Consider the following 24,123-nt stretch of genomic DNA (forward strand, 5'->3'; position numbering starts at 1 on the left):
TGACTCTGACCCCTTGAACCCCTTGAACCTTACCGACGGAGCACCGCGACCCATCGCCCCAAGTTTAACAAGCTGGTCAGCGAGGCAGCGACATAGGTCAGCGCTGCCGCCTTAAGAATTATCTCCGCATGCTTCAGATCACCGTCATGCAGGTAGTCGCCTTTCTTCAGGATCGGCAGCGCCTTGCTATAACTGGCATCGAACTCTACAGGAAGGGTCGTCAGGTGCACCAAGGTACTTAGTGCCATTGAAACAATGCCAATCAGTATCGTTAAGGCTCCCGCCTGCGGCAGACGGGTTAGCATTAGGACAAGCGGAGCAGCCACTAGCATCATACCGGCAATGCGCTCGCCGACCACAGCAGCCTTTACCAGTTTCTGTCGCGTCAGGAATAAGGATTCGCCACGTGAATCCTGAATGGCATGCCCCACCTCATGGGCGGCTACAGTCACTGCTGTCAGTGAGTATCCTGAGTAGTTTGCCGGCGTAAGACGCACAGCCTTAGCGACCGGATCATAATGATCACCGACAGGGGTCTCCTCTACCACGACGTCTTTCAGGTCGAAGCGGTCCAGCAGGTGGCGCGCAAGTTCACCACCGCTTCCCTGCTTACGGTAACGGTCTTCCGGTTGCCTGTACTTTGCCATCACATGATTGACCCACAGACCCGGCAGGAAGACGCAGAGTGCGATTATGAGTAATAGGATTATCCAGAGCATTTAAATCACTATGTAATGAGCATTTGTGCGACTGCTGACTATTGTACGCATAGAAATGAACAGCAGATGCTTGCTGACGAGGGTCCTGCTTCACAATGTGGCGCAAAAGTGTGGCAGTGATTGGCCAGTACCAGTAAAACCTATTAACTCAGTGCTTTGAAGGGCAAAAATCGCCACAAAGGGGCCATCACTCACTATGTGGTGGACGGCTGACGCCGTGGAGCTTTTGCGGTTCACCAACTTGGGTGGTCGCGCTGGCGACGGCAGCTTAGCTCGTTGAAGAGAGTGGGGCTTCGCCCCCCAACACCCCCCTTTGCCTTCACTGCGGCGATGCGTGACACCAAACCTGTCGAAATCGCTTCCTTCAGTGTCTCCTTGCAATTCGCTACGCCAGTGCTGGCATCGTCCTCGAAGTCGGCGAAGAAGCCGGTGGGGCATCGAGTTCTAAGGCTGCTTCCGCCCCTTTGGAGTTACGATATACGAGTTGCGAACTGTTCAATGGGCCAATGATTACGCGCGGCTCAAGCTACGACCAATGACTCTGGACGCCCCGGAGCAGTCATTGAGCACCTGTACGCATTACCCAGACGTAGGTTAGATTAGGCGCGCACCAAAGTGGCCAAAACGAAAAGGGGTGATCCGCCGTAATCTGACATAGCGGCATCGCTATTGGCACGGGATCATCGGTCCGATCCGAGATCTCAATGTCAGATTACGCGAAAAGAGCGCTCGCTAATCTAACCTACCCCAAACATTGTTATTCAAGTTCAATGGCCGCTTTTGGCGCCGTTGCGGCCATTCGATGAGGTTGGCCTCACGTACTCCTGGGAAGCTGCGTCTGCTTCCCTGGCGCTGGTTATCGCTTTACTGACACAGGCTTTCGGCCACCGGTTTCTTCTGCAGTTTGCGCTGCAGGGTACGGCGATGCATGCCGAGCTGGCGAGCGGTGGCGGAGACATTGCCCTGATTGGCATGGAGCACCTGGTGGATATGTTCCCACTCCAGCCGTTTGGGGTGCATGGGGATCGCCTCCTGTGCCGTGGGGTTGGCGTTATCGGTCAGGGCGGCCATCAGGGTCGGGGTATCGGCAGGTTTGGCCAGGTAGTTATCGGCGCCGTGGCGCATCGCTTCTACCGCGGTGGCGATGCTGGCATAGCCGGTGAGCAGGACGATGCGGGCCGAGGGGAGAAGTTGGCGTAATGGAGCGATCAGGTTCAGGCCACTGTCCTGGCCCAGTTTCATGTCGATCAGCAGGTGGGAGGGCTGAAGTCGCCGGGCCAGCAGCAGAGCGTCGCTGGCGTTGTCACTGTGATTGACGTCGAAGCCTTGGCGGGCAAGGCGTCGGCTGAGCACCTGGGAAAACAGGGGATCATCCTCAATCAGTAGCACTGAGCCTAAAGACATACTGATCTCCTTGTTAAACCGGTTGTGGGATGGGGGAGGGCAGTTCGATGCGCGCCATCACACCGCCCCGCTCGGCTGGGAGCAGAGCCAGGGTGGCGCCGAAGCGTTCCAGGCTGGCCTGGCTGAGCATCAGGCCGATCCCCAGTCCCTGGGATGCCGGTTCGGTGTTGGCCAGCCCTATGCCTCGATCTTCGATCTCGATGGCCAGCCCCTCGTTGGCTTGTTCGCCCCGGATCTGCATTCGGGTCTGTTGGTTTTTCAGGGTGGCGATGGCGCCATTATCGGCGATTGCCAGCAAGGCGGCCTTGAGCGCCACATTGTGGCTGCATCGGCTGTCGATGGCGGGCAGCTCCAGCTCCAGTTCGATCTGTGGGCGAAGCAGTTGAAGCTGATCCCCAAGTTGAGTCAGCAGTGCGCTAAAGGAGCCCTCTTGAATGGGGGAGTGGATGGCACTGGCGGTCTCCCTGAGGCCATCCAGGCTTTGTTGGCACAGTTGCAGTGGGGCCTGCATCTGAGCGACGAGGGGGTCGTTCGGCTGCTGCTCGTGCAGTTCTTCGTGCAGCAGTTGCAGGGTGGCCAGTGGGGTGGCCAGTTGATGACTCAGCTGGGCCGAGGTGGTCCCCAGTGCCAGTAACTGCTCATGCCGCAACTGGGCTTCACGCAGGTGTGACAACTCCCGCTCCTGTTGCCGAAGGCGCCGGGCCATCAGGGCCACGACCGTGAGTACCGCAAGGCAACTGATCAGAAAGTTCAGCCACATGCCGATGAAGTGGGCGGTCATTTGGTCGCTATGCATATGCCCTTGGCTTGGCACCGCCAGCAGCATCAGGCTGTAGGCGCCGCAGGCCAGCAGGGCGATCACCACGGCGGGGCGGGGTTTTAGGGTGACGGCGGCGATGGTGACGGGGATCAGCAACAGGGAGACAAAGGCATTGGTCGCGCCGCCGGAGAAGTAGATCCAGCCACTCCATAGCAGGGTGTCCATCACCAGTTGGCCAAACAGCGGAAGGCTGGGTCTGTCGGCCCGCTCCCTGCGGAAGATCAGCAACAGCATCAGGGCTTCGAGGCCCATGAAGATCCACAGGGGAAGCGGTGTCAGGGTCAGGCCCAGGGATACGCCGCTGCCGGCGATCAGCAGGATCTTAAACGTAAGGCCAAGCAGACGTAGCCACCACAGGGGGTGGTGGGCTGGTGCGAGGGTTGGATCGACAGGCACGGAAGGCTCCTTTTCAGTGCGTTGACTCGATCATAACACCTTGTTGACCTTCGGATGAGTACAAATACTCTAATGTTTTCAAAGCAGTGGGGCGAACATGTAGAAGAACTGCTCGGTGAGTTTTTTGCGCAAGGAGCGTTGTTGCCACAGGGTGAGATCCAGTGAATAGGAGTCATTGCGGTATTGGGTCAGCAGGGTGGCCAGCTCACCACAGAACTGTTCGTCGTCCAGGGCCAGGGTGATCTCGTCATTCAGCAGCAGGCTGCGGATATCCAGGTTGACCGAGCCGACCAGGCAATGATCGTCATCGATCAACACCGCCTTGGTATGGAGCAGCCCGCCCTGGAAGCGGTGGATCGTCACGCCGGCGCGCAGCAGCTCGGTAAAGAAAGAGCGGCTGGCCCAGCCCACCATCAAGGAGTCGTTCTTATCCGGCAGGATCAGCTCCACCCGCACCCCACGCTCTGCCGCGGTGATCAAGGCTTCGAGCAGGTGCTCACTGGGGACGAAGTAAGGGGCACACAGGGTGATCTGCTCCCGGGCGTGGTAGATCCCCAGCAGTAGCACTTTCTGGATCACCCCTTCCCGTTGAGTTGGGCCCGAGGGGATCACCTGCAGGGTATCGTGCATATGGGCTTCGTCGGGCAGGCGGTCCTCTTCGGGAAGCGGGGGCAGGACCCGTTGCCCGCCTTCAAGCTCCCAGTCCCAGGCATGGATGGCCGCCAGTGAGGTGACGGCCGGTCCGGTGAGGCGGATCATGACGTCGACCCACTGGCCCACACCTGCAGTGACCTTGAAACAGCTGGGATCCACCAGGTTCATGGAGCCGCTGTAGCCGATCTGGTGATCGATCACCAGGATCTTGCGATGCTGGCGCAGATCCATACGGCGGAAGAACATCCGCAGGGGGTTGACCGACAGGGCTTGACGCAGTTCGATGCCCACGTCGGTGAAGCGTTTGGGCCAATGGCTGTTAAAAAACTCCCGGCTGCCGGCGGCATCCAGCAATACATGGACCGATATGCCACGCTGTGCCGCGGCGATGAGGTGGTGGGCCACCTCATCGGCGTGTCCGCCTGGGTGCCAGATGTAGAACTCCATCTGGATGGTGGATTGGGCGTGGCGAATATCGTCGATCAGGCTGGCGAAGATCGCCTCTGGGGTTTGCAGAAGTGTCAGATCGTTCCCCAGGGTGCTGGGGATCCCCAGTTGTTTGAAGCAGAGGTTGTGGATGGGGTGCGCATGGGGGCCCATGTTGCCCTGATGTTGGCGATGACGCCGCTCCAACTCGGCAAACCACTGGCGATAATCGGGGCTCATGGACTCGGCCCGTGCCTGCCGGGCCCGGCCGATATTGCGCTCACCGATCAGCAGGTAGAGCCCGACACCGAACAGGGGCAGGATATAGATCACCAGTAGCCAGGCTGCGGACACCCCAACGGTTCGGCGTTTAAGCATCACGCGCAGGGAGACACCGGCCACGACCAGCCAGTACAGGGCGACACCGATCAGGCCAGCCAGCTGATAAAACTTGTCCATCTCAACCTTAGAAAAACCGAAAGCTCAGTAATTTAAAGTCATGTCTTAGCTTAGGACAAGGGGCGATGGGGAAAATCGTGCTCTGGAAGGGAAAGTGTAAAGCGCACCAGCATGGGGTGGTGATCTGATGCCGTGTAATCCGTCAGTGTCAGCGCCTCATCGACCCGGAAGTGGGGGCTGTAGAGCACATGATCCAGGGGCTGGCCCATAAAGGTCGAAACGGGCTGAGGGAAGTCAACGCTGCGCAGGCCCAGTTGCTCGGCGACTTGCAGCAAGCGGGATACCCGACCTGGATTCCAGCTGTTGAAGTCACCGGCCAGCAGCAGGGGGCCATCATGGGCGAGCACGCTGTCTCTTAGCTGGGCCAGTTGGATCTGGTAGTTGTTGTTACCCACGAAGTTGATGGCGTGGATGTTAATGAGCATCAGGGTCTCGTCCCGACCGTCCAGGGGAAACTCGGACAGCAGAAACACCTTGCTGCTGCCCAGTACCGGCTCCTTGACGACCGAAAGGTAGGCCTGGCTGTTGCTCGGCATGCTGAGGCTGGCGGTGGCGACCCCGGCGTACTCGTTATTGGCCAGCCTGAGGTTGGGGGAGAACTGGATACCGAAGCCCTCTCCCAGGGAAGGCGGCGTGCTGCCGAGGTTGAGTTCCTGAAGGGTGAGCAGGTTGGGGGCATACTGCGCCTGGATCTCGGCCAGTTCCTGTTGCCAATGCTGGGAATCGGTTTGTTTGTAGATGTTCCAGTTGAGCAGCACCAGTTGCTGGCTGGCCATCGCGTCGTGGGCGTAATCCCCTAACTGCTGCACCTGGGGGCTGGCCACCGGTTTGGGACAGGCAGTGAGCATCGAGACCATGATGGTCGGGACGATCAGGCGCCAATACTTGCCAATGCTCATAGTGCACTCTCCCAGGAAGATAGGGAGCCAGATTACGCTGGCCGGGGGAGCGGCGCAAGCGACGCCCCAGGGGGGACAGGTTGAGCCCATGGATTGAGTTGATCTTTTTTCCTGGTGGCTCGTATGGTTAAGCTTGAGAAGTCAAGGATTTCAAAATGAGTGGGAGGCCAGGATGGGGTGGATCCGAAATTGGAAGGGCAGGCAAAACGGGGCGATAGGTTTTGCCCTGATCCTCCTGTCGGGCTGTACCGGTATCCCGGATGGGATCCGGCCGGTGGAGGGGTTTGAGTTGGCACGCTACCTGGGCCAGTGGCACGAGGTGGCCCGGCTGGATCACAGCTTTGAGCGGGGCCTCACCTCGGTGACGGCCACCTACAGCATGAGGCAGGACGGTGGCGTCAGGGTGATCAATCGAGGACTGAATGCCACCGAAGGCACCTCGAGTGAGGCCGAGGGGCGGGCCTATTTCGTTGGCGAGCCGGATACCGCCCACCTCAAGGTCTCCTTCTTCGGTCCCTTCTATGGCAGCTACATTATTTTTGAACTGGATGAGCACTATCAGTACGCCTTTATCAGCGGCAACAGCACCGACTATCTCTGGCTGCTGGCCCGGACGCCGGAGATCCCCGACTCGGTCAAGGCGCGCTTCCTCGAGCGAGCCGACGAGCTGGGGTTCGATACCCAGGCGCTGATCTGGCTTGAGCCCTGACGCTGGCCTCGAGTGCTGCGGTGCTTGTGCCTGCAACACTTTGCCTTTAGCGTGAATCTTATCAGTCTGTTAAGGGTAAGTTCATGGACGAGGATCTGGCCCAGATGGGCAATGCCGTGGTACAGGCCCGGCAATGGGGACAGCAGGCGGCGATCAGCAAATTGCCGGTGGATACGGTGGAGCGCTACTTCTACCAGCAGATCGCCCCCCAGTTGGACGACAGTGGCCTGGCGATCCCCAAACTGCTGCACTGTGACGCGCACACTCTGGTGATAGAGCGATTGCCCCAGTTAGCGCACAGGGAGGAGTGGCGGGACCCGGCGTTGCGCCGGGCGCTGGCTGCCTTGCATCAGCACCCGGTGCGGCTCGATCCCGGTCGAGTGTTTCCGTTTCACTGGAGCGCACCGGATCGGGAGGCGGCCATCGGGCATTTTCCCCGCCGCCAGCGCGCCGCGCTGCGCCAGGCTATCGCGCCCTACTGGCGGGCGCGACACGGCCTGTTTGCCCCCCTGGCTGCGGTTTCCGGTGACAGCAATATCGGCAACTGGGGTCGGCGCGCCGATGGCCAGTGGGTGCTGTTTGACTGGGAGCGCTTCGGCCTGGCGTCGCCGGCCATGGATCTGGCCTCCTTGATCATCGGCTTTCCCCCTGGCCAGGAGATCCGCGACTTTTGCGCCGGTTACCTGGAGTGTGTGACTCAGCCTCGACTCTCCCTGGACGTCCTGACCCGCCAGGTGCTGGTGGGGATCGCTTATCTGGTACTCGAGGTGGTCAACCTGCTGCACCGTCGTGGCAATGGCCGGGTGGCGCTGTATATGGCGTACTTCGAGAGGGAGTATCTGCCCTGGTTGAAGGCGAATGCCGACTGGGTGGATTAGGGCAAGCCAGAGCAGGGTTGCGCGTGGGGCTGGCGGGATCGCTTGGGTCCGGATCCCGCCGGGAGCTGGGTGGTGCTCAGGAGGTGGCGGAGTTCAGAGCCGCAGGGCGCTGGCTCCACTGTTTGAGTTTGAGGCCTGAAGTCTGCATCAGGTAGCCGAAGACGCCGCCGATCAGCAGGGAGGGGATCACCACGGCCCAGTCGCCATTGGCCGCAAAGGTGGCACAACAGCCGATAAAGGTGCCGGGGATAAAGGCCAGTAGCTTTTGCCGGGACTGGATGCACATCAGGAAACCGGCGAGGGCGGTAAAGAGGTAGTTATCAAACTCGCCGGACAGGAAGCCGGAGCCAGCCAGGATCATCATCGCCCAGAACACGCCGGAGAGGTTGGCCGCCAGGCTGAGTCCCAGGCCCTTGGCCCCGCTAACGGGTGAGGCAAAGTAGCTGGTACAGCCGAGGAAGCCCGCCCAGGTCAGCAGTCCCAGGGAAACCGAGAGCCAGCCCCAGACGCCGGAGAGGATCCCCGTGGTTAATGCGATGGCAAACAGCGTACTCATGATGAACTTCCTTCGTTTGGCGATCTTGCGAAAGAACGCACTCTAACGACTTGCGGTGGCCGATGGCGTGAAGTGGCTCACAAACTCATGAGTGGAAGCAGTGGTGGTGGCGCAGGGCAGGGGCGGAGTGAGGCAAAGATCACACCCTCCTGAAAGGCACTCGATCGGTCCATGAACCGTGCCCGGTTAGTCTCGCCGATAGGCGATCCCCAGCTTTTGATAGAGGAAACTCAGCAGCCAGATAGGGCCGATCAGCAGAAATTGCACATCTTCGAAGAAGCTGGGCTTGGCGCCCTCGAGCATGTGGCCAATAAACTGGAATATCCAGGCCAGGAGGAAGATGGCCAGGGCCGTTTGCCACAGGGGCAGGGACAGGCTGCTTTGGTGCCAGAGGATCAGCGTCAGCTGGATCGCCGTTACGGCCAGCATCCCCAGGGCCAGCCTGGGGGAGAGGTGCCAGTAGAAGGCCAGACTCACCAGGATCAGCACCATCGCCAGGTTGGCGTAGGGCGCCTGGGGCAGGGCGACGCCCCACAGCAGGGCCAGCACCGTCCACATGATGGCGGGGACACAGATCCAATGGATCAGCTTATTGATCGGGTGTTGATGGCTGACGCTGTAGGCATCGAGCCACTGTTCAATGGTGTTGTGCATCATGGGCGCGCTCCCTGCAGGCCAATGGGTGATGGTGATCACAACCTAAAGCAGCTAGAGCAAATAATCCAATGACACTTTTGCTGGCCAGGCATGCGCACGACGCCGAGCCGTTGCTACAGCTTGGCCAGGCGTCGGCTCAGGCTGGGCTGACTGAGGCCCAGCAGGGCGGCGGCGGCGGTCTGGTTGCCGCCGGTACGGCGCATCGCTTCGAGGATCAATGCTTCATTGGTCTGGGCCAGGCTGGGCAATTGGGCCGGGAAGGTGAGCCGGTCAGGCATTGATGCATCGGCGGGGGCTTCGTTGAGTTTAAGGGCGTCGGAAAACGGCTGCAGGCACAGCTCATCACCGTGGGAGTGAGTGACGGCATTGGTGCACAGGGCCTGCAGCTCACGCACGTTGCCGGGAAAGGTGTGGCGGGCCAGCAGGGATAGCAAGGACTCGCTGATGGGCAGGGGGGCCTTGTCCATCTGCTGACAAGCCTGGTGAATAAAGTGGGTGGCCAGCAGCGGCAGATCGGCGCGCCTTTGATGCAGGGGAGGCAATTGCACCTGGTGGGTCTGCAGCCGGTAGTAGAGCTCCTGACGCAGGGTGCCGGCCTTGACCAACTCGGCCAGGGGGCGCTGGCTGGTGACCACGATGCGGCAGCGGGCCATCTGGCTGCGATCCGAACCTAAGGGGGTGTACTCGCCATTTTGCAGCAGGCGCAAAAGCTTGAGCTGGGATTGGGGATCGAGTTTGTCGATCTCATCGAGCACCAGGGTGCCTTCTCCGGCATTGCGGATCCAGCCGGCCCGGGGGGCGTCGGCCAGGGGAAAGGCCCCCCGCAGGTAGCCCAGCAGGCAGGCATCGATCTGCTCACTGCGGACCGTGGCCAGATCGGCGATCACCAGTGGCGCTTCGGGTGCGGTGAGTTTGTGGATCGCCCGGGCCAACAGCTCCTTGCCAGTGCCGCTGGCGCCACAGATGGCGATGGGCGCCCGGCTGGTGCTGATCGCTTCCAGGTAGCGGAAGATCGCCATCATCGATTCGCTGCAGGTAAGCAGTTCACCAAAGGCCTCGGGATGGCCCAGCATCTGATCCAGGAAACGGGCATTGAGATCCAGATAGGCCTGCTCCAGGTTGGTGACTTCCAGGGCGCGCCTGACGCTGGCGGCCAACTGCTCGACTTCACTGGTCTTGATAAAGAAGTCGTAGGCGCCGTTGCGCATGCAGCGTACTGCGGTGTCCACCTCGTTGACGCCGGTAACGATGATCACCCGGATCTGGGGATGGTACTGGCGGATCTGGGACAGCAGGAGTTCACCGCTCAGGTGCGGCATGGTGAGATCCAGCAGCACCAGATCGATGGGGGTGGAGGCGAGCAGGGCCATCACCTGGCGGCTGTCGCTGCAGGTCTCGATATGCGCAGTGCTGATCAGGCGGTTGAGGGTCATGGTCATGCTGCGCAACCAGCTGATCTCGTCATCAACCAGAAGAATTTTGCGTTGTGTCGACATGGGCTCGCGAACAAGTGGGCAAGGTTGAAAGGGTATGTTAGCCAACACAGGGTTAACAAAGTGTCGGGCCGATCAAATTTCGCGAGGATGGCGCGTGCCCCCTCAAGGGAGCACGCGGTGAGTGGGGACGGATCAGAAGCGGTAGTGCATTCCCAGGGTGTAGAGGTTGTCACCGGCATCATAGGCGGTGACGGCACCGGTTTCGATCTCTGTGTCGAAGCGGCTGTAGAAGGCAAAGAGTTTGATCTGTTTGGACAGCTTATAGTCCGCACCGAAGGCGTAGTTGGTGATCTTGGAGTCGCTGATATCGCTCTTGGCGACCTCATCCAACGAGCCCACCACCTTATTGATGTAACCGCCCATGCCGGAGTCATCCTGACCGTAACGGGCCTTGAGGCTGAGGCTGTCGGTCAGCTCATAGGCGGCATCGACGATAAAGCCGTCGCCATCCAGGTTGTCCCACTGAGTGCTCTGAGTGTTCTGGTAGACCGCACCCAGACGCACTTTGCCCAGCTTGGTCTGACCGGTCAGGCGTACGGATTCGTGCTGTTTGAGGCCGGCGTTGTAGGCCAGGGCAAAGAACACCGGGCTGTTTTTGAAGGTTTTGTCTCCGTACAGCACGGAAAGAGCATAGGGATCCGCATTGTCTGGCGCATTGCCTTCACCATAGAGATCGTCCTCCAGCACGTAGGAGCCGATCACCTGGAAGCCGGCGAGCTTGGGACTGAAGTACATGAACTGGTCGCTCTCCATCTCGTTACCGGCGAGCACGCGGTTCATATCTGTGTTGGTCAGGTTGAACTGATCCACCGAGCCTTCGGCCAGCATAAAGGCGTGGAACTGGCGGCCAAAGGTGGCCTTACCATACTCGGTATCGACACCGATAAAGGTGGGGCGTGAGCTGAAGGCGGTGGAGCCCGCATCCCAGGCATCGATCCGTGCTTCAACCTGATAGATCAGATCGACACTGTCAGCAATGGCGTAGCTGCCACGCACGCCAATCACGGAGAAATCGTTTTCCACCGTAGTGCCCGCGCCGCCACCCGGGTTGGAGGCAAATTTGGTGTCGGCGTTGGTCAGGCTCAGGCGCAGGGCGCCGTAGAAGTCAGCCACTTCGGCTTGGGCTGGAACCGTGGTCAGTGCGGCCAAAGTGGCGCAAAGCAGAGTCTTTTTCATCATTACCTCGATGCTCGGATTTGTAAACAGGAGGTTAGAGGCGAAGAGTCTGGCTCAGTGTGATCTCGGTAACCTTTTGTTTTTGTGGTGGAGCTGTCGTGCCAAAGCGGTGCGCACGGTCTCGGTTTTTGCTCTTTGGTGAGGGAAACTTTTTTCCCGGCCATGCAAAAATGCATGGCGGTTGCATAGCCACATGCATGCGGGCATAGGAGTTATTGGCTTTGTGATCCTGCCGCCTTTTTCGCTGGGAAAATCGTTTCTCTCGGCGCAGGGCGGCGCACACTTTGGGGCAACGTATAAGGTGGCGATCTGTAATGGCTGCCAAGTTATTCATGCAAGGAGAGGATCCCGATGAAACATTCACTGCGCCTGACGCTGGCTGCCGTCACCGTTACCGCCATCCTGGCCGTGCCCCATGCGAGTGCCGCTGGGGGCCCGGACAATCTGGCCGAGAAACACGGTGAAATGGGCAACTGTAAAACCTGTCACACCCAGGGCATGAAGCCCCAGGATGACAACCTGAGCCAGGAAAACGAGAGTTGTCAAAGCTGTCACGGCACCCTGGCCGATGTCGCCGAGGTGACGGCACTGGACGTAGACCCCCATGCGTCCCACCTGGTGGGGGAGATCGCCTGTACCAGCTGTCACCAGGGCCACACCAAGTCCGTTAACTACTGTGATGCCTGCCACAGCTTCGAATACGATCTGCCCTACGGCGCCAAGTGGCAGCGCAAGGAAAAGACGATCGCCGAGCTGGCCCTGGAAAAAGCAGAGCGGGAGAAGGCGCTGGCCGCAGCGCCTCGTGCAGTGACCGATATCGTTGTGATCGGCTCCGGGGGCGCAGGCCTGGCCACCACCCTCTCCGCCGTGGATGCCGGTGCCAATGTGATTGTATTGGAGAAGGAGCCGGTAATTGGCGGTAACTCCAAGCTGGCTGCCGGTGGTATGAATGCCGCCGAAACCAAGCCTCAGGCCGCACTGGGCATTGAGGACAGCGTCGAGAGCATGATCGAGGACACCATGAAAGGGGGTCGCAACATCAATAACCCTGAGCTGGTGAAGGTGCTGGCGGGCAACTCCTCCGACTCCATCGACTGGCTGATTGAGCTGGGTGCCGATACTCGGGATGTGGGTCGTATGGGGGGCGCTTCTCAGAACCGTGCTCACCGTCCGACCGGGGGCGCGCCTGTGGGTAACCACGTGGTCACCGTCTTGTGGAATAACGTTCAGGAGCGTGATGTCGACGTGCGCCTTAACAGCCGTGCGGTTGAGATCCTCAAAGATCAAAGCGGTGCCATCAGTGGTGTTCTGGTGAAAGGCGAGCACACCGGCTACTACGTGATCCAGGCCAAGTCCGTGGTCCTGGCCACCGGCGGTTTTGCCCGCAACAACGCCCGGGTTTCCCAGTGGGATCCGTCCCTGCAGGGCTTTGCCGCGACCAACCACCCGGGGGCGACCGGTGATGGTCTGGATGTGGCCCAGGCGGCCGGTGCGGATCTGGTTGATATGCAGTACGTCCAGGCGCACCCAACCCTGTCCACCAAGGGCGGTGTCATGATCACCGAAGCGGTGCGCGGTAATGGCGCCATCCTGGTGAATAAAGAGGGCAAGCGTTTCGTCAACGAGATCACCACACGGGACAAGGCGGCGGCCGCCATCCTGGAGCAGACCGGCGATGTGGCTTACCTGGTGTTTGATGACTCTGTGAAGAACTCCCTGTCGGCCATCAAGAAGTATGTCAACCTGGGCGTGGTGATCAGCGGTGACACGCCGCAAGCCGCCGCCGAGGCAGCGGGCCTCAACGGCGCCAACCTGGCTGCGACCCTTGCCCGTTACAATGAGCTGGTCGCCGCCGGTCAGGACAGCGACTTTAACCGTCCCGATCTGCCGCGCTCCCTCAATACCGGCAAGTATCACGTGATCGAGATCACCCCGGCGGTGCACCACACCATGGGCGGTGTGAAGATCGATACCGAGGCCGAAGTGAAAGATGAACAGGGCAAGGACATTCCAGGCCTGTTTGCTGCGGGTGAAGTGACCGGCGGCGTACACGGCGCCAACCGCCTGGGGGGTAACGCTATCTCCGACATCGTCACCTTTGGTCGTATCGCCGGTGCCAGCGCCGCAGAGTATGTGGCCGAGCAAGGCAAGTAAGCCAATCGCTTTGTTGGGGGCGAGTTAGCCAACTGAATCGTCCGGTGGTACCCACCGGATCCCCCGGCCCAAGGCAGCCTCTTCATTGAAGAGGCTGCCTTTTTTATTTTCTCTTCGGCGATCTGCCCGTGCTTGAGGGCGGGCCAGGAGCCGTCGTTGGGTTCGAGAAAAATGCTTGCCGTAGATCAGGTTAGCGAGCGCTCTTTTCGCGTAACCTGACATTGAGATCACCCATCGAACCGATAGGTCCGTGCCAATAAAGAAGCCGTTTGTTGTAGGTTAGGTTAGCGAGCGCTCTTTTCGCGTAACCTGACATTGAGATCACCCATCGATCCGATAAGTCCGTGCCAATAAAGAGGCCGCTTGTTGTAGGTTAGGTTAGCGAGCGCTCTTTTCGCGTAACCTGACATTGAGATCACCCATCGAACCGATAGGTCCGTGCCAATAAAGAAGCCGCTTGTTGTAGGTTAGGTTAGCGAGCGCTTTTTTCGCGTAACCTGACATTGAGATCACCCATCGAACCGATAGGTCCGTGCCAATAAAGAGGCCGCTTGTTGTAGGTTAGGTTAGCGAGCGCTCTTTTCGCGTAACCTGACATTGAGATCACCCATCGAACCGATAAGTCCGTGCCCAAAGAGCCGCCGCCGCTTTCAACAGGGTTGAGCTTCGCTGCGCTCAACGCCAACCTACGCCGACGGGCTGTGCACAGGGGCAAATGGGCCGGTGTGGTGCGTGTCGAGCTCATCATCAAAGGGCAGAGATCACCCATCGATCCGATAAGTCCGTGCCAATAAAGAGGCCGTTTGTTGTAGGTTAGGTTAGCGAGCGCTCTTTTCGCGTAACCTGACATTGAGATCACCCATCGAACCGATAAGTCCGTGCCCAAAGAGCCGCCGCTGCCGCTTTCAACAGCGTTGAGCTTCGCTGCGCTCAACGCCAACCTACGCCGACGGGCTGTGCACAGGGGCAAATGGGCCGGTGTGGTGCGTGTCGAGCTCATCACCAAAGGGCAGAGATCATCCATCGAACCGATAGGTCCGTGCCCAAAGAGCCGCCGCTGCCGCTTTCAACAGGGTTGAGCTTCGCTGCGCTCAACGCCAACCTACGCCGAGGGACCGCACAGCGAATTGGAAAACAACCACATCGGTAAAGCATTATCAGGATCAATCTCTATCCCCCGAGGGCAAGGGTGTCGCAGCTCTGAAGCTGGCCAACCATCCGGTCACTGCGTAGATGGGCGACCAAGTTGATCCGTACCCTGTCGATCGCATTAAGTTGGCAGGCTGTAGTGCTGAGTGCCCTCAGCTACACTGGCTGGCCAATCTCCGGGATCATTCGGTCACGGCACAGGCACGCGGGTTCAGCCAAGGTGGTGTCACCTTGGTGGCGTTGCTTACACTTGACTGTGGCGTCGGGCATTGGCTCAGTTCCGATCGAGTTGAGGAGGTGAGGTGTCAACGAAGAGGCAGAATGATGGGGTAGACCCACAGGGATCGGCGCGCCAGTGGATCCGATTGGTACTGGTGTATCTCCTTATTCCGGCGATGCTGTTGATATGTGGTGGGGATCCGGGGTGGTGGCAGGCGTGGCTCTACGCCCTACTGATCCTTGCCGCCGGGATCGGCGGGCGAGTGTGGGCTGAGCAGCGGCATCCTGGACTGTTGGCCGAACGGCAAAGCATTGAGAGTTTGGCAAACGCCAAAGCCTGGGACAAGGTTCTCGCGCCATTGATGGCGGTGAGTATCGGCTTTCCTATGGTCATTGTTGCGGGGCTGGATCACCGCCATCACTGGTCCTGTGAGTTTCCCCTATGGCTTATTGTGATCGGTTTCATTTTGATCTGGCTGGGATACGCTTTCGCTGCGTGGGCTTTGGCGGAGAACCGTTTTTTCTCCAGCGTGGTGCGCATTCAGACGGAGCGAGGGCATCTGGTGTGTGACACGGGTCCCTACCGGCTGGTGCGGCATCCAGGGTATGCCGGTAACCTGATTGCACTCTTAGGTATTGCTCTTGCTCTGGGGTCGGTATGGACGCTGATCCCCGCGGTGGTGGCATCGATCATCACGGTGATCAGAACCGCACTTGAAGATCGGACGTTAAAGGAAGAGTTACCTGGGTATCGAGACTATGCACAGCACGTGCGTTATCGGCTGATCCCCGGGATCTACTGAGAGATCTGAGTGGGGGCGTCTCAGATCAGAGATTGGGCTCTACAGGAGCGAGTCGCTTGACTGGGCGTGATCTGTCCGATAAGTCCGTGCCCATAAAGAGGCCGCTATGCTCAACGCCCACCTCCGCCAAGAGGCCCTGCACAGGCTCAAACGGGCGATGTGTGGCGCTTGGGGCCGCCTGTTTAACTGGATCCTGGGTGTCATCAAGGCGTCCTGTTTCGATTTCTGCTTCTGCATGGGTAACGCAGTCCATAGACACGAAAAAGCCCCGCTAGCGGAGCGGGGCTTTGCAGTGTCTTGCACTCTGTCTTTATGTGGGATTTAACTCCAACTGTTCCGAGGTGGCCAGATGCAGGAAGTGCATGTGCTTCTCGTACTGAGTGATGGCATCGGCGATGATCTGCTCCTGAGTGTAGCCAAGCACATCATATTGCTGGCCACCCTGCAGCAAGAACACTTCGGCGCGGTAGTATTCCTCGTGTTCTTCGTTCATGTAGCTGGCCATGGTGAACTTGCGCAGACGGATCCCATAGGCGAAATCGGCAACACCCTCCTTTTCGACGACCATGCGAACGCGCTCCTCATCCAAGACCTGGATGCGGGTGGTGAGTCCTTGCTGGTCCATTTCAGCGGCCAGTTCGCTCAATGCGGGCATCGCGATGGTGTCGATAAACGCCGCCGCTTCGGCCTGTTTGGCGCTGTTGACCAGAGAGGCAATGCGGTCCTTCCAGCTTACACTGGTCTGACTGTACTGCACCGAGGTGCTGTGGTTTTGCACGCTGGTGAGCAACAGGTAGTCATTGCGCAGCGCTTTAAACAGCGCGTAGCAGAACACCAGCATCAGCAGCATGATTGGGAAGGCACTGGCCACCGTCATCATCTGCAGGGCGGTAAGGCCGCCGACCGAGAGCAGGATCGCGGCAACGATGCCTTCGGTGACCGCCCAGAATATTCGCTGCCACGCGGGCGACTCTTCCGCACCGCCTGAGGTGAGGGTATCGATCACCAGGGAGCCAGAATCGGATGAGGTCACGAAGAAGGTGATCACCAGTACCAGGCCGACCATGGAGAGCGCGCTGGAGTAGGGCATGCTTTCGAAGAAGGTGAACAGCGCCACCGGCACATTATTGCTGATGGTGTCCTTCAGGTGCTCATTGCCTTGATTGATGATGGCGTCGATGGCCGTATTGCCAAAGGCGGTAAACCAGAGGAAGACAAAGGTGGAGGGCACAAAGAGGATCCCGACCAAGAACTCACGGATGGTGCGGCCACGGGAGATGCGGGCGATGAACATGCCGACAAACGGCGCCCAGGAGACCCACCAGCCCCAATAGAACAGGGTCCAGCCGCTGAGCCAGCTTTCATTCGGCGCATAGGCGTACAGGTTAAACGTCATGGTGACGATCTCGCTGAGGTAGCCGCCAGTGTTCTGCACAAAGGTCTGCATGATCATCGCGGTGGGACCGATGAGGATCACCAGAGCCAGCATGGCCAGTGCCACCATCATATTGAATTTGGACAGACGCTTAATGCCGCCATCCAGGCCCAAGAAGACGGAGATGGTGGCGAACAGGGTGATGACGGCGATGATGGCCATCTGCGTACCTGAACCCATCGGGATATCAAACAGGTAATTGAGGCCAGCATTGACCTGCATAACGCCCAGGCCCAGTGACGTGGCGATGCCAAACAGGGTGCCAATGACGGCGAAGATATCGACAGCGTGGCCAATTGGACCGTAGATCTTGTCACCGATCAGCGGGTGCAATGCCGAGCGGGGCAGCAGGGGCAGTTTATGGCGGTAGGCAAAGTAGGCCATCGCCAGCGCAACGATAGCGAAGCAGGCCCAGCCGTGCAGGCCCCAATGGAAGAAGGTGATCTTCATCGCCTGCTTGGCGGCTTCAATGGTACCGGCATCGCCTTCGGGCGGTGACACAAAATGCATTACGGGTTCGGCCACGCCATAAAACAGTAGGCCAATGCCGAGGCCAGCGGAGCCGAGCATGGCAAGCCAGATCCCAAAACTGTATTCAGCTTCTGCGTGATCCGGACCCAGGCGGATATCGCCCAATCGGCTGCACATCAGCAGCACCAGGAAAACGAGGAACAGGCCAACGGCGAGGATGTAGAGCCAGCTGGTTTGCGTGACAAACCAGTGTTGCATGGCGCTGAACAGTTGCTCGGCAGATTGCGGCCACAAAAAGGTGGTGAAGGTCAGTAGGACAATGATGAGAAGCGAGGGGAAGAAGACGTGTTTGTTAATACTGGTGGGTAAACTCATGGGAGACCTAAGGATAAATTACGGATTTTTTGTCGAATACTTCTGGGTTTCGAATGTTGTTATCGCCGTAAATCACCTTGAGTTAGGAGTGAGTTGATACTGCCACTTAGATCCGTCATGCGGAGCCCTTTTTCAAGAAATGGACGCGCATATTAACGAAATTGGAACACTTTTAGTACTCGAAGGCGGATGTTTTATGTTGGTTTTACGCCGTTCTCTGTTCAATGGGTTGAGTTTAATGATCTCTTCGGTGACGCTTTTATTGGGGTGAGGGCTGCCCCTGGGCCCGGTGAACCCCTGCAATTTCATCAACCTTGAGGCCGAGCCTTCACACCCTATCATCGGATACCTTCGGGCTTCTCTGCGGCGCATTGGATGCTGCAGATGGAAGGAGCCGCCCTTGTGTTAGGACCAACCAGAGTAGACCCAGTAACCGCACCGTCGCCGTGCAGGCTAAGGGGGAGACGCAGCCCGGCGGAGTCGCCGCTCTCATGGTCGATCAGGCCGTCGCCTGCGCGACAACAGCTTGGTGAACCACGACATGGCTAAGTCGCAGGTATCTGCAAATACCTTGGACTTCGTGGTATCCAGCTCAGGCCCCGGCAGCAGTGCGACTCACCGCGACTCACAATCCGCCTGAGCCCTGGGGAAGCGAAGCTCAAAGCGGCTGCCTTGGTCGGGTTCGGAGTGAATGGTCAGGGTGCCGTCGTGTTGCTGAATGATGCGCTGACTGACGGCCAGGCCGAGTCCGGTGCCGCCTTTGGCGCGGCGAGTGGTGAAGAAGGGCTCGGTGATCCGCTTGAGGATCTCCGGGGCCATGCCGCAGCCGTTGTCCTCGACGGTCAGCCAGGCGTGCTGACGATCCTGATCCGTGCTCAGGGTGAGGCAGGCGTCCTGATCCATGGCCAGGCAGGCGTTTTGGATCAGGTTGACCAGCACCTGCTCCAAAGCGCCCTTGCTGCCGCAGATCATGACAGGCTGGGTCGCCAGTTGTTCCACGATCTTGACGGTCTTGAGCTGGTTGGCGGTCAGTCTTAGGCTGGTTTGTACCACAGTGTTGAGATCCACCGGTGCCTTGGCATTGAGTTGACCTGGCTGGGCGAACTCTTTGAGATCTCGGACGATGGTGCTGATCCGTTGGGCGCTGTCTGTGACGGTTTCCTGGCTATAGCTCAACTCGGCCAGGGCCCGATCCGGCTCCAGGCCGGCGATCTGCCAGAAGGGGTCGTCGCGCTGATAGAGGGCCACGGCTTCGGTCAGATCCTGCAGGGCATCCCGCCACAGGGCACTGGCGTGAATGATAAGGCCAGTGGGGTTGTTGATCTCGTGGGCGATCCCGGCGGAGAGCTCTCCCAAGGAGGCGAGGCGGGCGGCGCGCTCGTTCTGCTCTCTCAGAATCACGGATTCGGTGGTGTCCAGGGCTGCGAGGACCACCTGGTGGCCGGGCAGGGGGTGGATCCTCAGCTCCCAGTGCCGGCCTTTGTGATCTTGCTGGGTGATCACCTGTGGGGTTTGTTGCTCGATCACCAGGGCCAGGGTTTGGCGAAGTGCTTCATTGGGGCTGCCGGGACCGGTGCGCTCGTTACCCCACAGCAGGGTTAACTGGGCGTCGTACACCTCGATATGGTGGGGCAGGCCATCGAGTACGGACTGGAACAGGCCGGAGAGATCCGCATAGCCCTGTTCGGCCTTTTTCCTTTGCACCAGTTGGACCTTCAGATCCCGCGCGGTGAACCAGGTGTAGGTCATGCCGAGCAGGGAGATCAGGGCGATCAGCCAGCCCCAGATCAGGATCTTGTCCCGGGTCTGGCGCAGATCGACCCGCTCACGGCCCACCCCAAACCAGAAGTTGACCATCTCATCGTATTCGCCACTGCGCTTGAGTTGACGCAGGGTTCGGTTCAGCTCCTCCATCAGGGGCTTATTGTGCGGTGCGGCGATGTAGTTGAAGGTGCCGTAAAACAGGGGATCCGAGGCGGTGATCACCCAGGGGTAGCGGGGCAACAGACGCCGCGCCACGTAGTTTTCTGCCAGGACCACGTCGATCTCATGATGTTCCAGCATCTTGAAACCGGTTTCGTACAGATCCACCAGCACCAGCTCAAAGGGCGGTGGAGTCTGGTCGACAAAGGTGTGGATAAAGGAGTCCTGCTTGGTGGCGACCCGCAGTCCCGCCAGTTCGCTCCAGTCGGCGATGTAGATCTCACCGTTGGCGGTATAGGCGCGGGCGTGGGTGGCATAGATGGGATCGGACTGCAGCATCCCCCTGCGGGGTACGCCGGCGGCACTGACTTCCACCACCAGATCTATGCTGCCCTGATCCATTTCGTCCATCAGTGCCTGGAAGTTGTTGCGGCGCAGGCGGACCTTGCGCTCGAGCCGTCGAGCCAGGGTTCGGGTCAGCTCCACATGGAAGCCGGTATCGATGCCATTGTTGCGCCATTCAAAGGGCGGCGTATGGGAGTGGACGCCCAGGCGAATGGGGGTTGGCTCCTCGGCCAAGGCGGGCAGAGAGAGGAAAAGGAAACAGAGTGACAGGAGTCGGCGCATGGTGACGATCGAATGTGGCTTTGGGGCAATGGTAAGTCAATCCCCGGCTTCGGGACGGGATCTGGCTCTCAATGCCAGCGTCCTCGCCAGTGAAGCCTTGACTCACCCGAAAGCTGAGTCAAAAAAAGCGCGCCCGTGGGCGCGCCTGAAGGTTGGGAACCTTGCCCCTTACCAGATCTTCACCCGGTCGGCTTCCGGGATGTACATGGCATCCGTGGGCTGGATGTTGTAGAGCTGGTAAAACTCCGGCACGTTGGCCAGGGGGCCGTTGGCGCGGAACTGGGAGGGGGAGTGGGGATCGGTGCGAACCCGGTTGCGCAGTGCCTCCTCCTTGTACTTGGCCCGCCAGATCTGGGTGAAGCCGATGAACACCCGCTCGGTGCCGGACATGCCGTCGATCACCGGCGCTTCTTTGCCCGCCAGTGACAGCTCATAGGCCTTGAGGCCGATGGTGATCCCGGAGAGATCGCCGATGTTCTCGCCCAGGGTGAGCTGGCCGTTGACGTTGAGATCGTCAAACACCTTGTAGTCGGCGTATTGCTTGATCAATTTGCGGCCGCGGCGCTGGAAGGCCATCAGATCTTCCTCGGTCCACCAGTTCACCAGGTTGCCGTTCTCATCGTAGCGGGAACCCTGATCGTCGAAACCGTGGCCCATCTCGTGGCCGATCACCGCGCCTATGCCGCCGTAGTTGACCGCATCATCCGCGTCCATGTTGAAAAACGGTGGCTGCAGGATGGCGGCGGGGAAGACGATCTCATTCATGGTGGGGTTGTAGTAGGCGTTGACCGTCTGGGGGTTCATAAACCACTCCCAGTTGCGGATCGGCCCGCCCAGCTTGGACAGGTCTTCCTGATGGCTCCACTGCGCCGCACGCATGGAGTTACCCACCAGATCATCGGCTTCGATGCTCAGGCTGGAGTAGTCCTTCCATTGGTCGGGGTAGCCGATCTTGGGGGTGAAGGCGGCCAGCTTGACCTTGGCCTTCTTCTTGGTGTCTTCCCCCATCCAGTCCAGCTCGTCGATGGATTGGGCATAGGCTTTGCGCAGGTTCTCCACCAGCTCGCCCATGCGCGCCTTGGCTTCAGGGGTGAAGTGCTTCTTCACATACACCTTGCCGACGACTTCGCCCAGATCCTGGTTCACTTTGTCCACCGAGCGTTTCCAGCGGTCCTGCTGCTGCTCCTGACCGTTCAGCTTGCGGGCAAAGAAGTCGAAGTTTTCCTCGTCCAGTTCGGCGGAAAGCTGACCGGCATAGGTGGTGAGCACCTGCCAGGTGAGGTAGGTCTGCCACTGTGCCACGCTGTGGCTGGCAAACACCTGGTTAAAGCCTTCGATGTAGCTGGGCTGGTTGATGATGATCTCCGCCAGGGTAGGGACGCCGAGGGTGCTCAGGTAGTCCTGCCAGTCAAAATCGGCGGCCAGGGCACGTAGATCGGCGGTGGCGTATTTGTTGTAACGCTTTTCGCTGTCGCGGGTCTCCACCTTGGTCCATTGGTGTGTCGCCAGCTCGGTCTCCATTGCCATCACCGTCTGGGCGGCCTGTTTGCCGCCAGCCAGACCAGCCAGGCTGTACATGGTTTCGATGTGCTTGACGAAATCGGCACGCAGGGTGTCGAAGCGTTCCCCTTCGTTGAAGTAGTAGTCACGATCCGGCAGGGAGAGCCCGGTCTGCCACAGGTGGCCGGCGTAAGCACTGGAGTTCTTGGCATCGACCGAGACGTAGAACACGAAGGGGGCACCGACGCCGATGCTCTGGGCATGGGCGAAGTAATTGGCGACATCTTCGTGGGACTTGAGGGCGGCGATCTTGGTGAATTCGCCTTCGAGCGGGGTCACCCCAAGTCGGTTGATGGTGTCGGTATCCATCATGGAGTTATACAGTGCCGCCACTTTCTGTTCGTCGGAGCCAGGTTTCAGCCCTTCACTCGCTGCCAGTTCTTCGATGATGCTACGCACATCTTTTTGTGCCTTGATCCTCAGATCGTAAAAGGCGCCGGTGGTGGTGCGGTCGGCGGGGATCTCGGCGGTCTTGAGCCAGGTGCCGTTGACGTAGCCGTAGAAGTCGTCCTGGGGACGAATGCTCCTGTCAAAGTTTTCCAGTTCGATGCCGGAGCTCAAAGCTTGCTGAACAGCCGTTGCGGTGGTGGTGGGCTGGCTGGTGCCACAGGCGGCCAGCACCAGGGCGGAGGCACACAGGCCACCGATCACAATCTTTTTCATCCAAGTATCCCTTTGGTTTGGATTGAAGGGTCATGGCGATAGTAACGAGCCGGTAACAAGCGGTCAAAAACCCATGCGCACAGAGTTGTAAAAGAGTTTGTATTTGAAGATGAACATGCTTGCAATCCGCCATGGCACGGGCTCGCTGTCTATGCTCTGGGGACATTCATAGAGAGAAGGAAGAGGCCATGCATCGGGCACAGACCGGCGAATTTCTGTGGCAGGATCTGACGGTGGAGGACGCCGCCACCGTGGCACACTTCTACGCCGAGGTGGTGGGCTGGCAGATCGAAACCGTGGCGATGGAAGGGTATGACGACTTCGGCATGATGGCCGACGGGACCATGCGGGCGGGTGTCTGTCATGCTCGCGGCCCCAATGGCGGCTTGCCCGCTCAATGGTTGCTCTATGTCGCTGTGGCTGATCTGGCTGTCAGCCTGGAGAAGGTCCGCCTGGGCGGCGGGGCGGTCGTGATTGGTCCCAATCCGATGGGGCGGGATCAGTTTGCGGTGATCCGGGATCCCGCCGGTGCGTTCCTGGCGCTGTATGAGCAGGCGCCAGAATAACGTCAGGCCGTCTTGCCCCAAAGCTCCACCAGGGGTTTGCGTAACCACTGGGACAGCAACACGCCCGAGAGAATCATGCCACCACCGAGCAGGTGGGCGCCGCTGAGGTGCTCGCCCAGCCAGGCCACGGCCGCAGCGCTGGTTAGCAGGGGAACCAGATTCATAAAGACGGCACTGTTGCTGGCCCCCAGTTTCTGGATCCCCATCATCCAGCTGTAGGGGGCGATGATGGAGGCGGCCAGCCCGGCGTAGAGCACCAGAGGCAGGGCCTCCCGGCTCAGGGCCATGGAATCGCTGAGCAGGACGGCGGGCAGCAGCCAGAGCAGGCCCAGCAGGATCTGCATATAGAGGGATTGCCAGACGGTTAGAGGCAGTTGCCAGCGGCGGATCAGCACACCATAGCAGGCATAGGCGGTAGCCCCGATCAGCAGTAGCAGGTCCCCCCGGTTGAAGCCGCTCTGGCCGAGGCTGGCGAGATCGCCACCGGAAAGCAGCACCGCCAGGCCGGTAAAGGAGAGGGTGCCGCCGACGACGGCCCCCACGGTGGGGGCTTCTTTGAGCACCAGCAGGCTGATCAGCAGGGTCAGCAGGGGCACAGTGGCGCCGATCAGCCCCATATTGGTGGCGCTGGTGCTGGCCGCCGCCATGTAGGCCAAGCTCTGGAACAGGACCACACCGAAGGCAGCCAGGACACTGAGCTTGAGCAGATGCTGGCGGATCACCCGGCGTTGGCGCCAGACCCCGGGCAACATAAAGGGGGTGAGCAGCAGCGCGGCCAGTGCCCAGCGGTAGAAGGAGATGGCGGCTGGCGAGATGGCGTCTACGGACAATTTGCCAACCAGGTTGTTGCCGGCCCACAGTAATACGGCCATAAGGGGATAGATGGCGGCTCTCATCTCGGGTGTCCTAAACAGATCTGGAGGGAAGGT

Annotated in this window: 18 protein-coding genes; 5 read left to right on the forward strand and 13 right to left on the reverse strand. The window is 59.6% G+C overall.

What is annotated here, in order from left to right; genetic code table 11:
• Positions 1-29: 29 nt before the first annotated feature.
• The 5 genes from AC2D8U_RS16330 to AC2D8U_RS16350 form a co-directional block, all read right to left on the reverse strand.
• The gene (locus tag AC2D8U_RS16330) at positions 30-719 is read right to left on the reverse strand and encodes a zinc metallopeptidase (RefSeq protein ID WP_484620141.1); all 690 of its coding nucleotides are present in this window, start codon (positions 717-719) and stop codon (positions 30-32) included.
• Positions 720-1,583: 864 nt separating this feature from the next.
• Complete coding sequence (locus tag AC2D8U_RS16335) at positions 1,584-2,123, reverse strand: response regulator transcription factor (RefSeq protein WP_484620142.1); 540 nt, start codon at positions 2,121-2,123, stop codon at positions 1,584-1,586.
• Positions 2,124-2,136: 13 nt separating this feature from the next.
• Positions 2,137-3,339 (reverse strand): histidine kinase, encoded by a 1,203-nt coding sequence (locus AC2D8U_RS16340; protein ID WP_484620143.1) that lies wholly within the window; start codon positions 3,337-3,339, stop codon positions 2,137-2,139.
• A 78-nt stretch (positions 3,340-3,417) separates the two neighbouring features.
• Positions 3,418-4,878, reverse strand: coding sequence for a cardiolipin synthase (gene cls, locus AC2D8U_RS16345; RefSeq protein ID WP_484620144.1), 1,461 nt, complete (start codon positions 4,876-4,878; stop codon positions 3,418-3,420).
• Positions 4,879-4,928: 50 nt separating this feature from the next.
• Complete coding sequence (locus AC2D8U_RS16350) at positions 4,929-5,777, reverse strand: endonuclease/exonuclease/phosphatase family protein (protein ID WP_484620145.1); 849 nt, start codon at positions 5,775-5,777, stop codon at positions 4,929-4,931.
• 172 nt (positions 5,778-5,949) lie between these two features.
• Here AC2D8U_RS16350 and AC2D8U_RS16355 point away from each other — a divergent pair, with 172 nt between their 5' ends.
• Positions 5,950-6,486 carry a lipocalin family protein gene (locus AC2D8U_RS16355; protein ID WP_484620146.1) on the forward strand — a complete coding sequence of 179 codons (537 nt, stop codon included), beginning with the start codon at positions 5,950-5,952 and terminating at the stop codon, positions 6,484-6,486.
• 83 nt (positions 6,487-6,569) lie between these two features.
• A complete protein-coding gene (locus AC2D8U_RS16360; protein WP_484620147.1) occupies positions 6,570-7,364 on the forward strand; it encodes a phosphotransferase family protein in 795 nt (264 codons plus the stop codon).
• 76 nt (positions 7,365-7,440) lie between these two features.
• Here the strand turns inward: AC2D8U_RS16360 and AC2D8U_RS16365 are convergent, their stop codons facing one another.
• From AC2D8U_RS16365 to AC2D8U_RS16380, 4 genes are all read right to left on the reverse strand, one after another.
• Entirely contained in the window at positions 7,441-7,920 is a 480-nt protein-coding gene (locus tag AC2D8U_RS16365) for a DUF1097 domain-containing protein (protein ID WP_484620148.1), read from the reverse strand.
• 186 nt (positions 7,921-8,106) lie between these two features.
• Positions 8,107-8,577: an Mpo1 family 2-hydroxy fatty acid dioxygenase gene (locus AC2D8U_RS16370; protein WP_484620149.1), complete on the reverse strand. Its 471-nt coding sequence runs from the start codon at positions 8,575-8,577 to the stop codon at positions 8,107-8,109.
• Between the two features lie 113 nt (positions 8,578-8,690).
• Complete coding sequence (locus tag AC2D8U_RS16375; protein ID WP_484620150.1) at positions 8,691-10,073, reverse strand: sigma-54-dependent transcriptional regulator; 1,383 nt, start codon at positions 10,071-10,073, stop codon at positions 8,691-8,693.
• Positions 10,074-10,205: 132 nt separating this feature from the next.
• Positions 10,206-11,249: a porin gene (locus AC2D8U_RS16380; RefSeq protein WP_484620151.1), complete on the reverse strand. Its 1,044-nt coding sequence runs from the start codon at positions 11,247-11,249 to the stop codon at positions 10,206-10,208.
• A gap of 351 nt (positions 11,250-11,600) precedes the next feature.
• Here AC2D8U_RS16380 and AC2D8U_RS16385 point away from each other — a divergent pair, with 351 nt between their 5' ends.
• Both AC2D8U_RS16385 and AC2D8U_RS16390 read left to right on the forward strand, forming a co-directional pair.
• Complete coding sequence (locus AC2D8U_RS16385) at positions 11,601-13,403, forward strand: flavocytochrome c (RefSeq protein ID WP_484620152.1); 1,803 nt, start codon at positions 11,601-11,603, stop codon at positions 13,401-13,403.
• Positions 13,404-14,854: 1,451 nt separating this feature from the next.
• Positions 14,855-15,574 carry a methyltransferase family protein gene (locus AC2D8U_RS16390; protein WP_484620153.1) on the forward strand — a complete coding sequence of 240 codons (720 nt, stop codon included), beginning with the start codon at positions 14,855-14,857 and terminating at the stop codon, positions 15,572-15,574.
• A 310-nt stretch (positions 15,575-15,884) separates the two neighbouring features.
• Here AC2D8U_RS16390 and AC2D8U_RS16395 read toward each other — a convergent pair whose 3' ends face one another.
• From AC2D8U_RS16395 to AC2D8U_RS16405, 3 genes are all read right to left on the reverse strand, one after another.
• A complete protein-coding gene (locus tag AC2D8U_RS16395) occupies positions 15,885-17,855 on the reverse strand; it encodes a BCCT family transporter (RefSeq protein ID WP_484620154.1) in 1,971 nt (656 codons plus the stop codon).
• A 615-nt stretch (positions 17,856-18,470) separates the two neighbouring features.
• Complete coding sequence (locus tag AC2D8U_RS16400) at positions 18,471-20,405, reverse strand: ATP-binding protein (RefSeq protein ID WP_484620155.1); 1,935 nt, start codon at positions 20,403-20,405, stop codon at positions 18,471-18,473.
• A gap of 168 nt (positions 20,406-20,573) precedes the next feature.
• Positions 20,574-22,628 carry a M13 family metallopeptidase gene (locus AC2D8U_RS16405; RefSeq protein WP_484620156.1) on the reverse strand — a complete coding sequence of 685 codons (2,055 nt, stop codon included), beginning with the start codon at positions 22,626-22,628 and terminating at the stop codon, positions 20,574-20,576.
• 188 nt (positions 22,629-22,816) lie between these two features.
• On the opposite strand from AC2D8U_RS16405, the gene AC2D8U_RS16410 reads away from it, so the two are divergent.
• Complete coding sequence (locus AC2D8U_RS16410) at positions 22,817-23,194, forward strand: VOC family protein (RefSeq protein WP_484620157.1); 378 nt, start codon at positions 22,817-22,819, stop codon at positions 23,192-23,194.
• A gap of 2 nt (positions 23,195-23,196) precedes the next feature.
• On the opposite strand, the gene AC2D8U_RS16415 is transcribed toward AC2D8U_RS16410, so the two are convergent.
• Complete coding sequence (locus AC2D8U_RS16415; protein WP_484620158.1) at positions 23,197-24,090, reverse strand: DMT family transporter; 894 nt, start codon at positions 24,088-24,090, stop codon at positions 23,197-23,199.
• Positions 24,091-24,123 lie beyond the last annotated feature (33 nt).

The sequence above is a fragment of the Ferrimonas sp. YIN67 genome, assembly GCF_057219095.1.

Coding starts and splice junctions, on each gene's coding strand:
- AC2D8U_RS16380 (WP_484620151.1), bottom strand. CDS start 11,249: ATGAAAAAGACTCTGCTTTGCGCCACTTTGGCCGCACTGACCACGGTT.
- AC2D8U_RS16410 (WP_484620157.1), top strand. CDS start 22,817: ATGCATCGGGCACAGACCGGCGAATTTCTGTGGCAGGATCTGACGGTG.
- cls (WP_484620144.1), bottom strand. CDS start 4,878: ATGGACAAGTTTTATCAGCTGGCTGGCCTGATCGGTGTCGCCCTGTAC.
- AC2D8U_RS16415 (WP_484620158.1), bottom strand. CDS start 24,090: ATGAGAGCCGCCATCTATCCCCTTATGGCCGTATTACTGTGGGCCGGC.
- AC2D8U_RS16395 (WP_484620154.1), bottom strand. CDS start 17,855: ATGAGTTTACCCACCAGTATTAACAAACACGTCTTCTTCCCCTCGCTT.
- AC2D8U_RS16400 (WP_484620155.1), bottom strand. CDS start 20,405: ATGCGCCGACTCCTGTCACTCTGTTTCCTTTTCCTCTCTCTGCCCGCC.
- AC2D8U_RS16335 (WP_484620142.1), bottom strand. CDS start 2,123: ATGTCTTTAGGCTCAGTGCTACTGATTGAGGATGATCCCCTGTTTTCC.
- AC2D8U_RS16360 (WP_484620147.1), top strand. CDS start 6,570: ATGGACGAGGATCTGGCCCAGATGGGCAATGCCGTGGTACAGGCCCGG.
- AC2D8U_RS16330 (WP_484620141.1), bottom strand. CDS start 719: ATGCTCTGGATAATCCTATTACTCATAATCGCACTCTGCGTCTTCCTG.
- AC2D8U_RS16405 (WP_484620156.1), bottom strand. CDS start 22,628: ATGAAAAAGATTGTGATCGGTGGCCTGTGTGCCTCCGCCCTGGTGCTG.
- AC2D8U_RS16375 (WP_484620150.1), bottom strand. CDS start 10,073: ATGTCGACACAACGCAAAATTCTTCTGGTTGATGACGAGATCAGCTGG.
- AC2D8U_RS16370 (WP_484620149.1), bottom strand. CDS start 8,577: ATGATGCACAACACCATTGAACAGTGGCTCGATGCCTACAGCGTCAGC.
- AC2D8U_RS16365 (WP_484620148.1), bottom strand. CDS start 7,920: ATGAGTACGCTGTTTGCCATCGCATTAACCACGGGGATCCTCTCCGGC.
- AC2D8U_RS16355 (WP_484620146.1), top strand. CDS start 5,950: ATGGGGTGGATCCGAAATTGGAAGGGCAGGCAAAACGGGGCGATAGGT.
- AC2D8U_RS16385 (WP_484620152.1), top strand. CDS start 11,601: ATGAAACATTCACTGCGCCTGACGCTGGCTGCCGTCACCGTTACCGCC.
- AC2D8U_RS16350 (WP_484620145.1), bottom strand. CDS start 5,777: ATGAGCATTGGCAAGTATTGGCGCCTGATCGTCCCGACCATCATGGTC.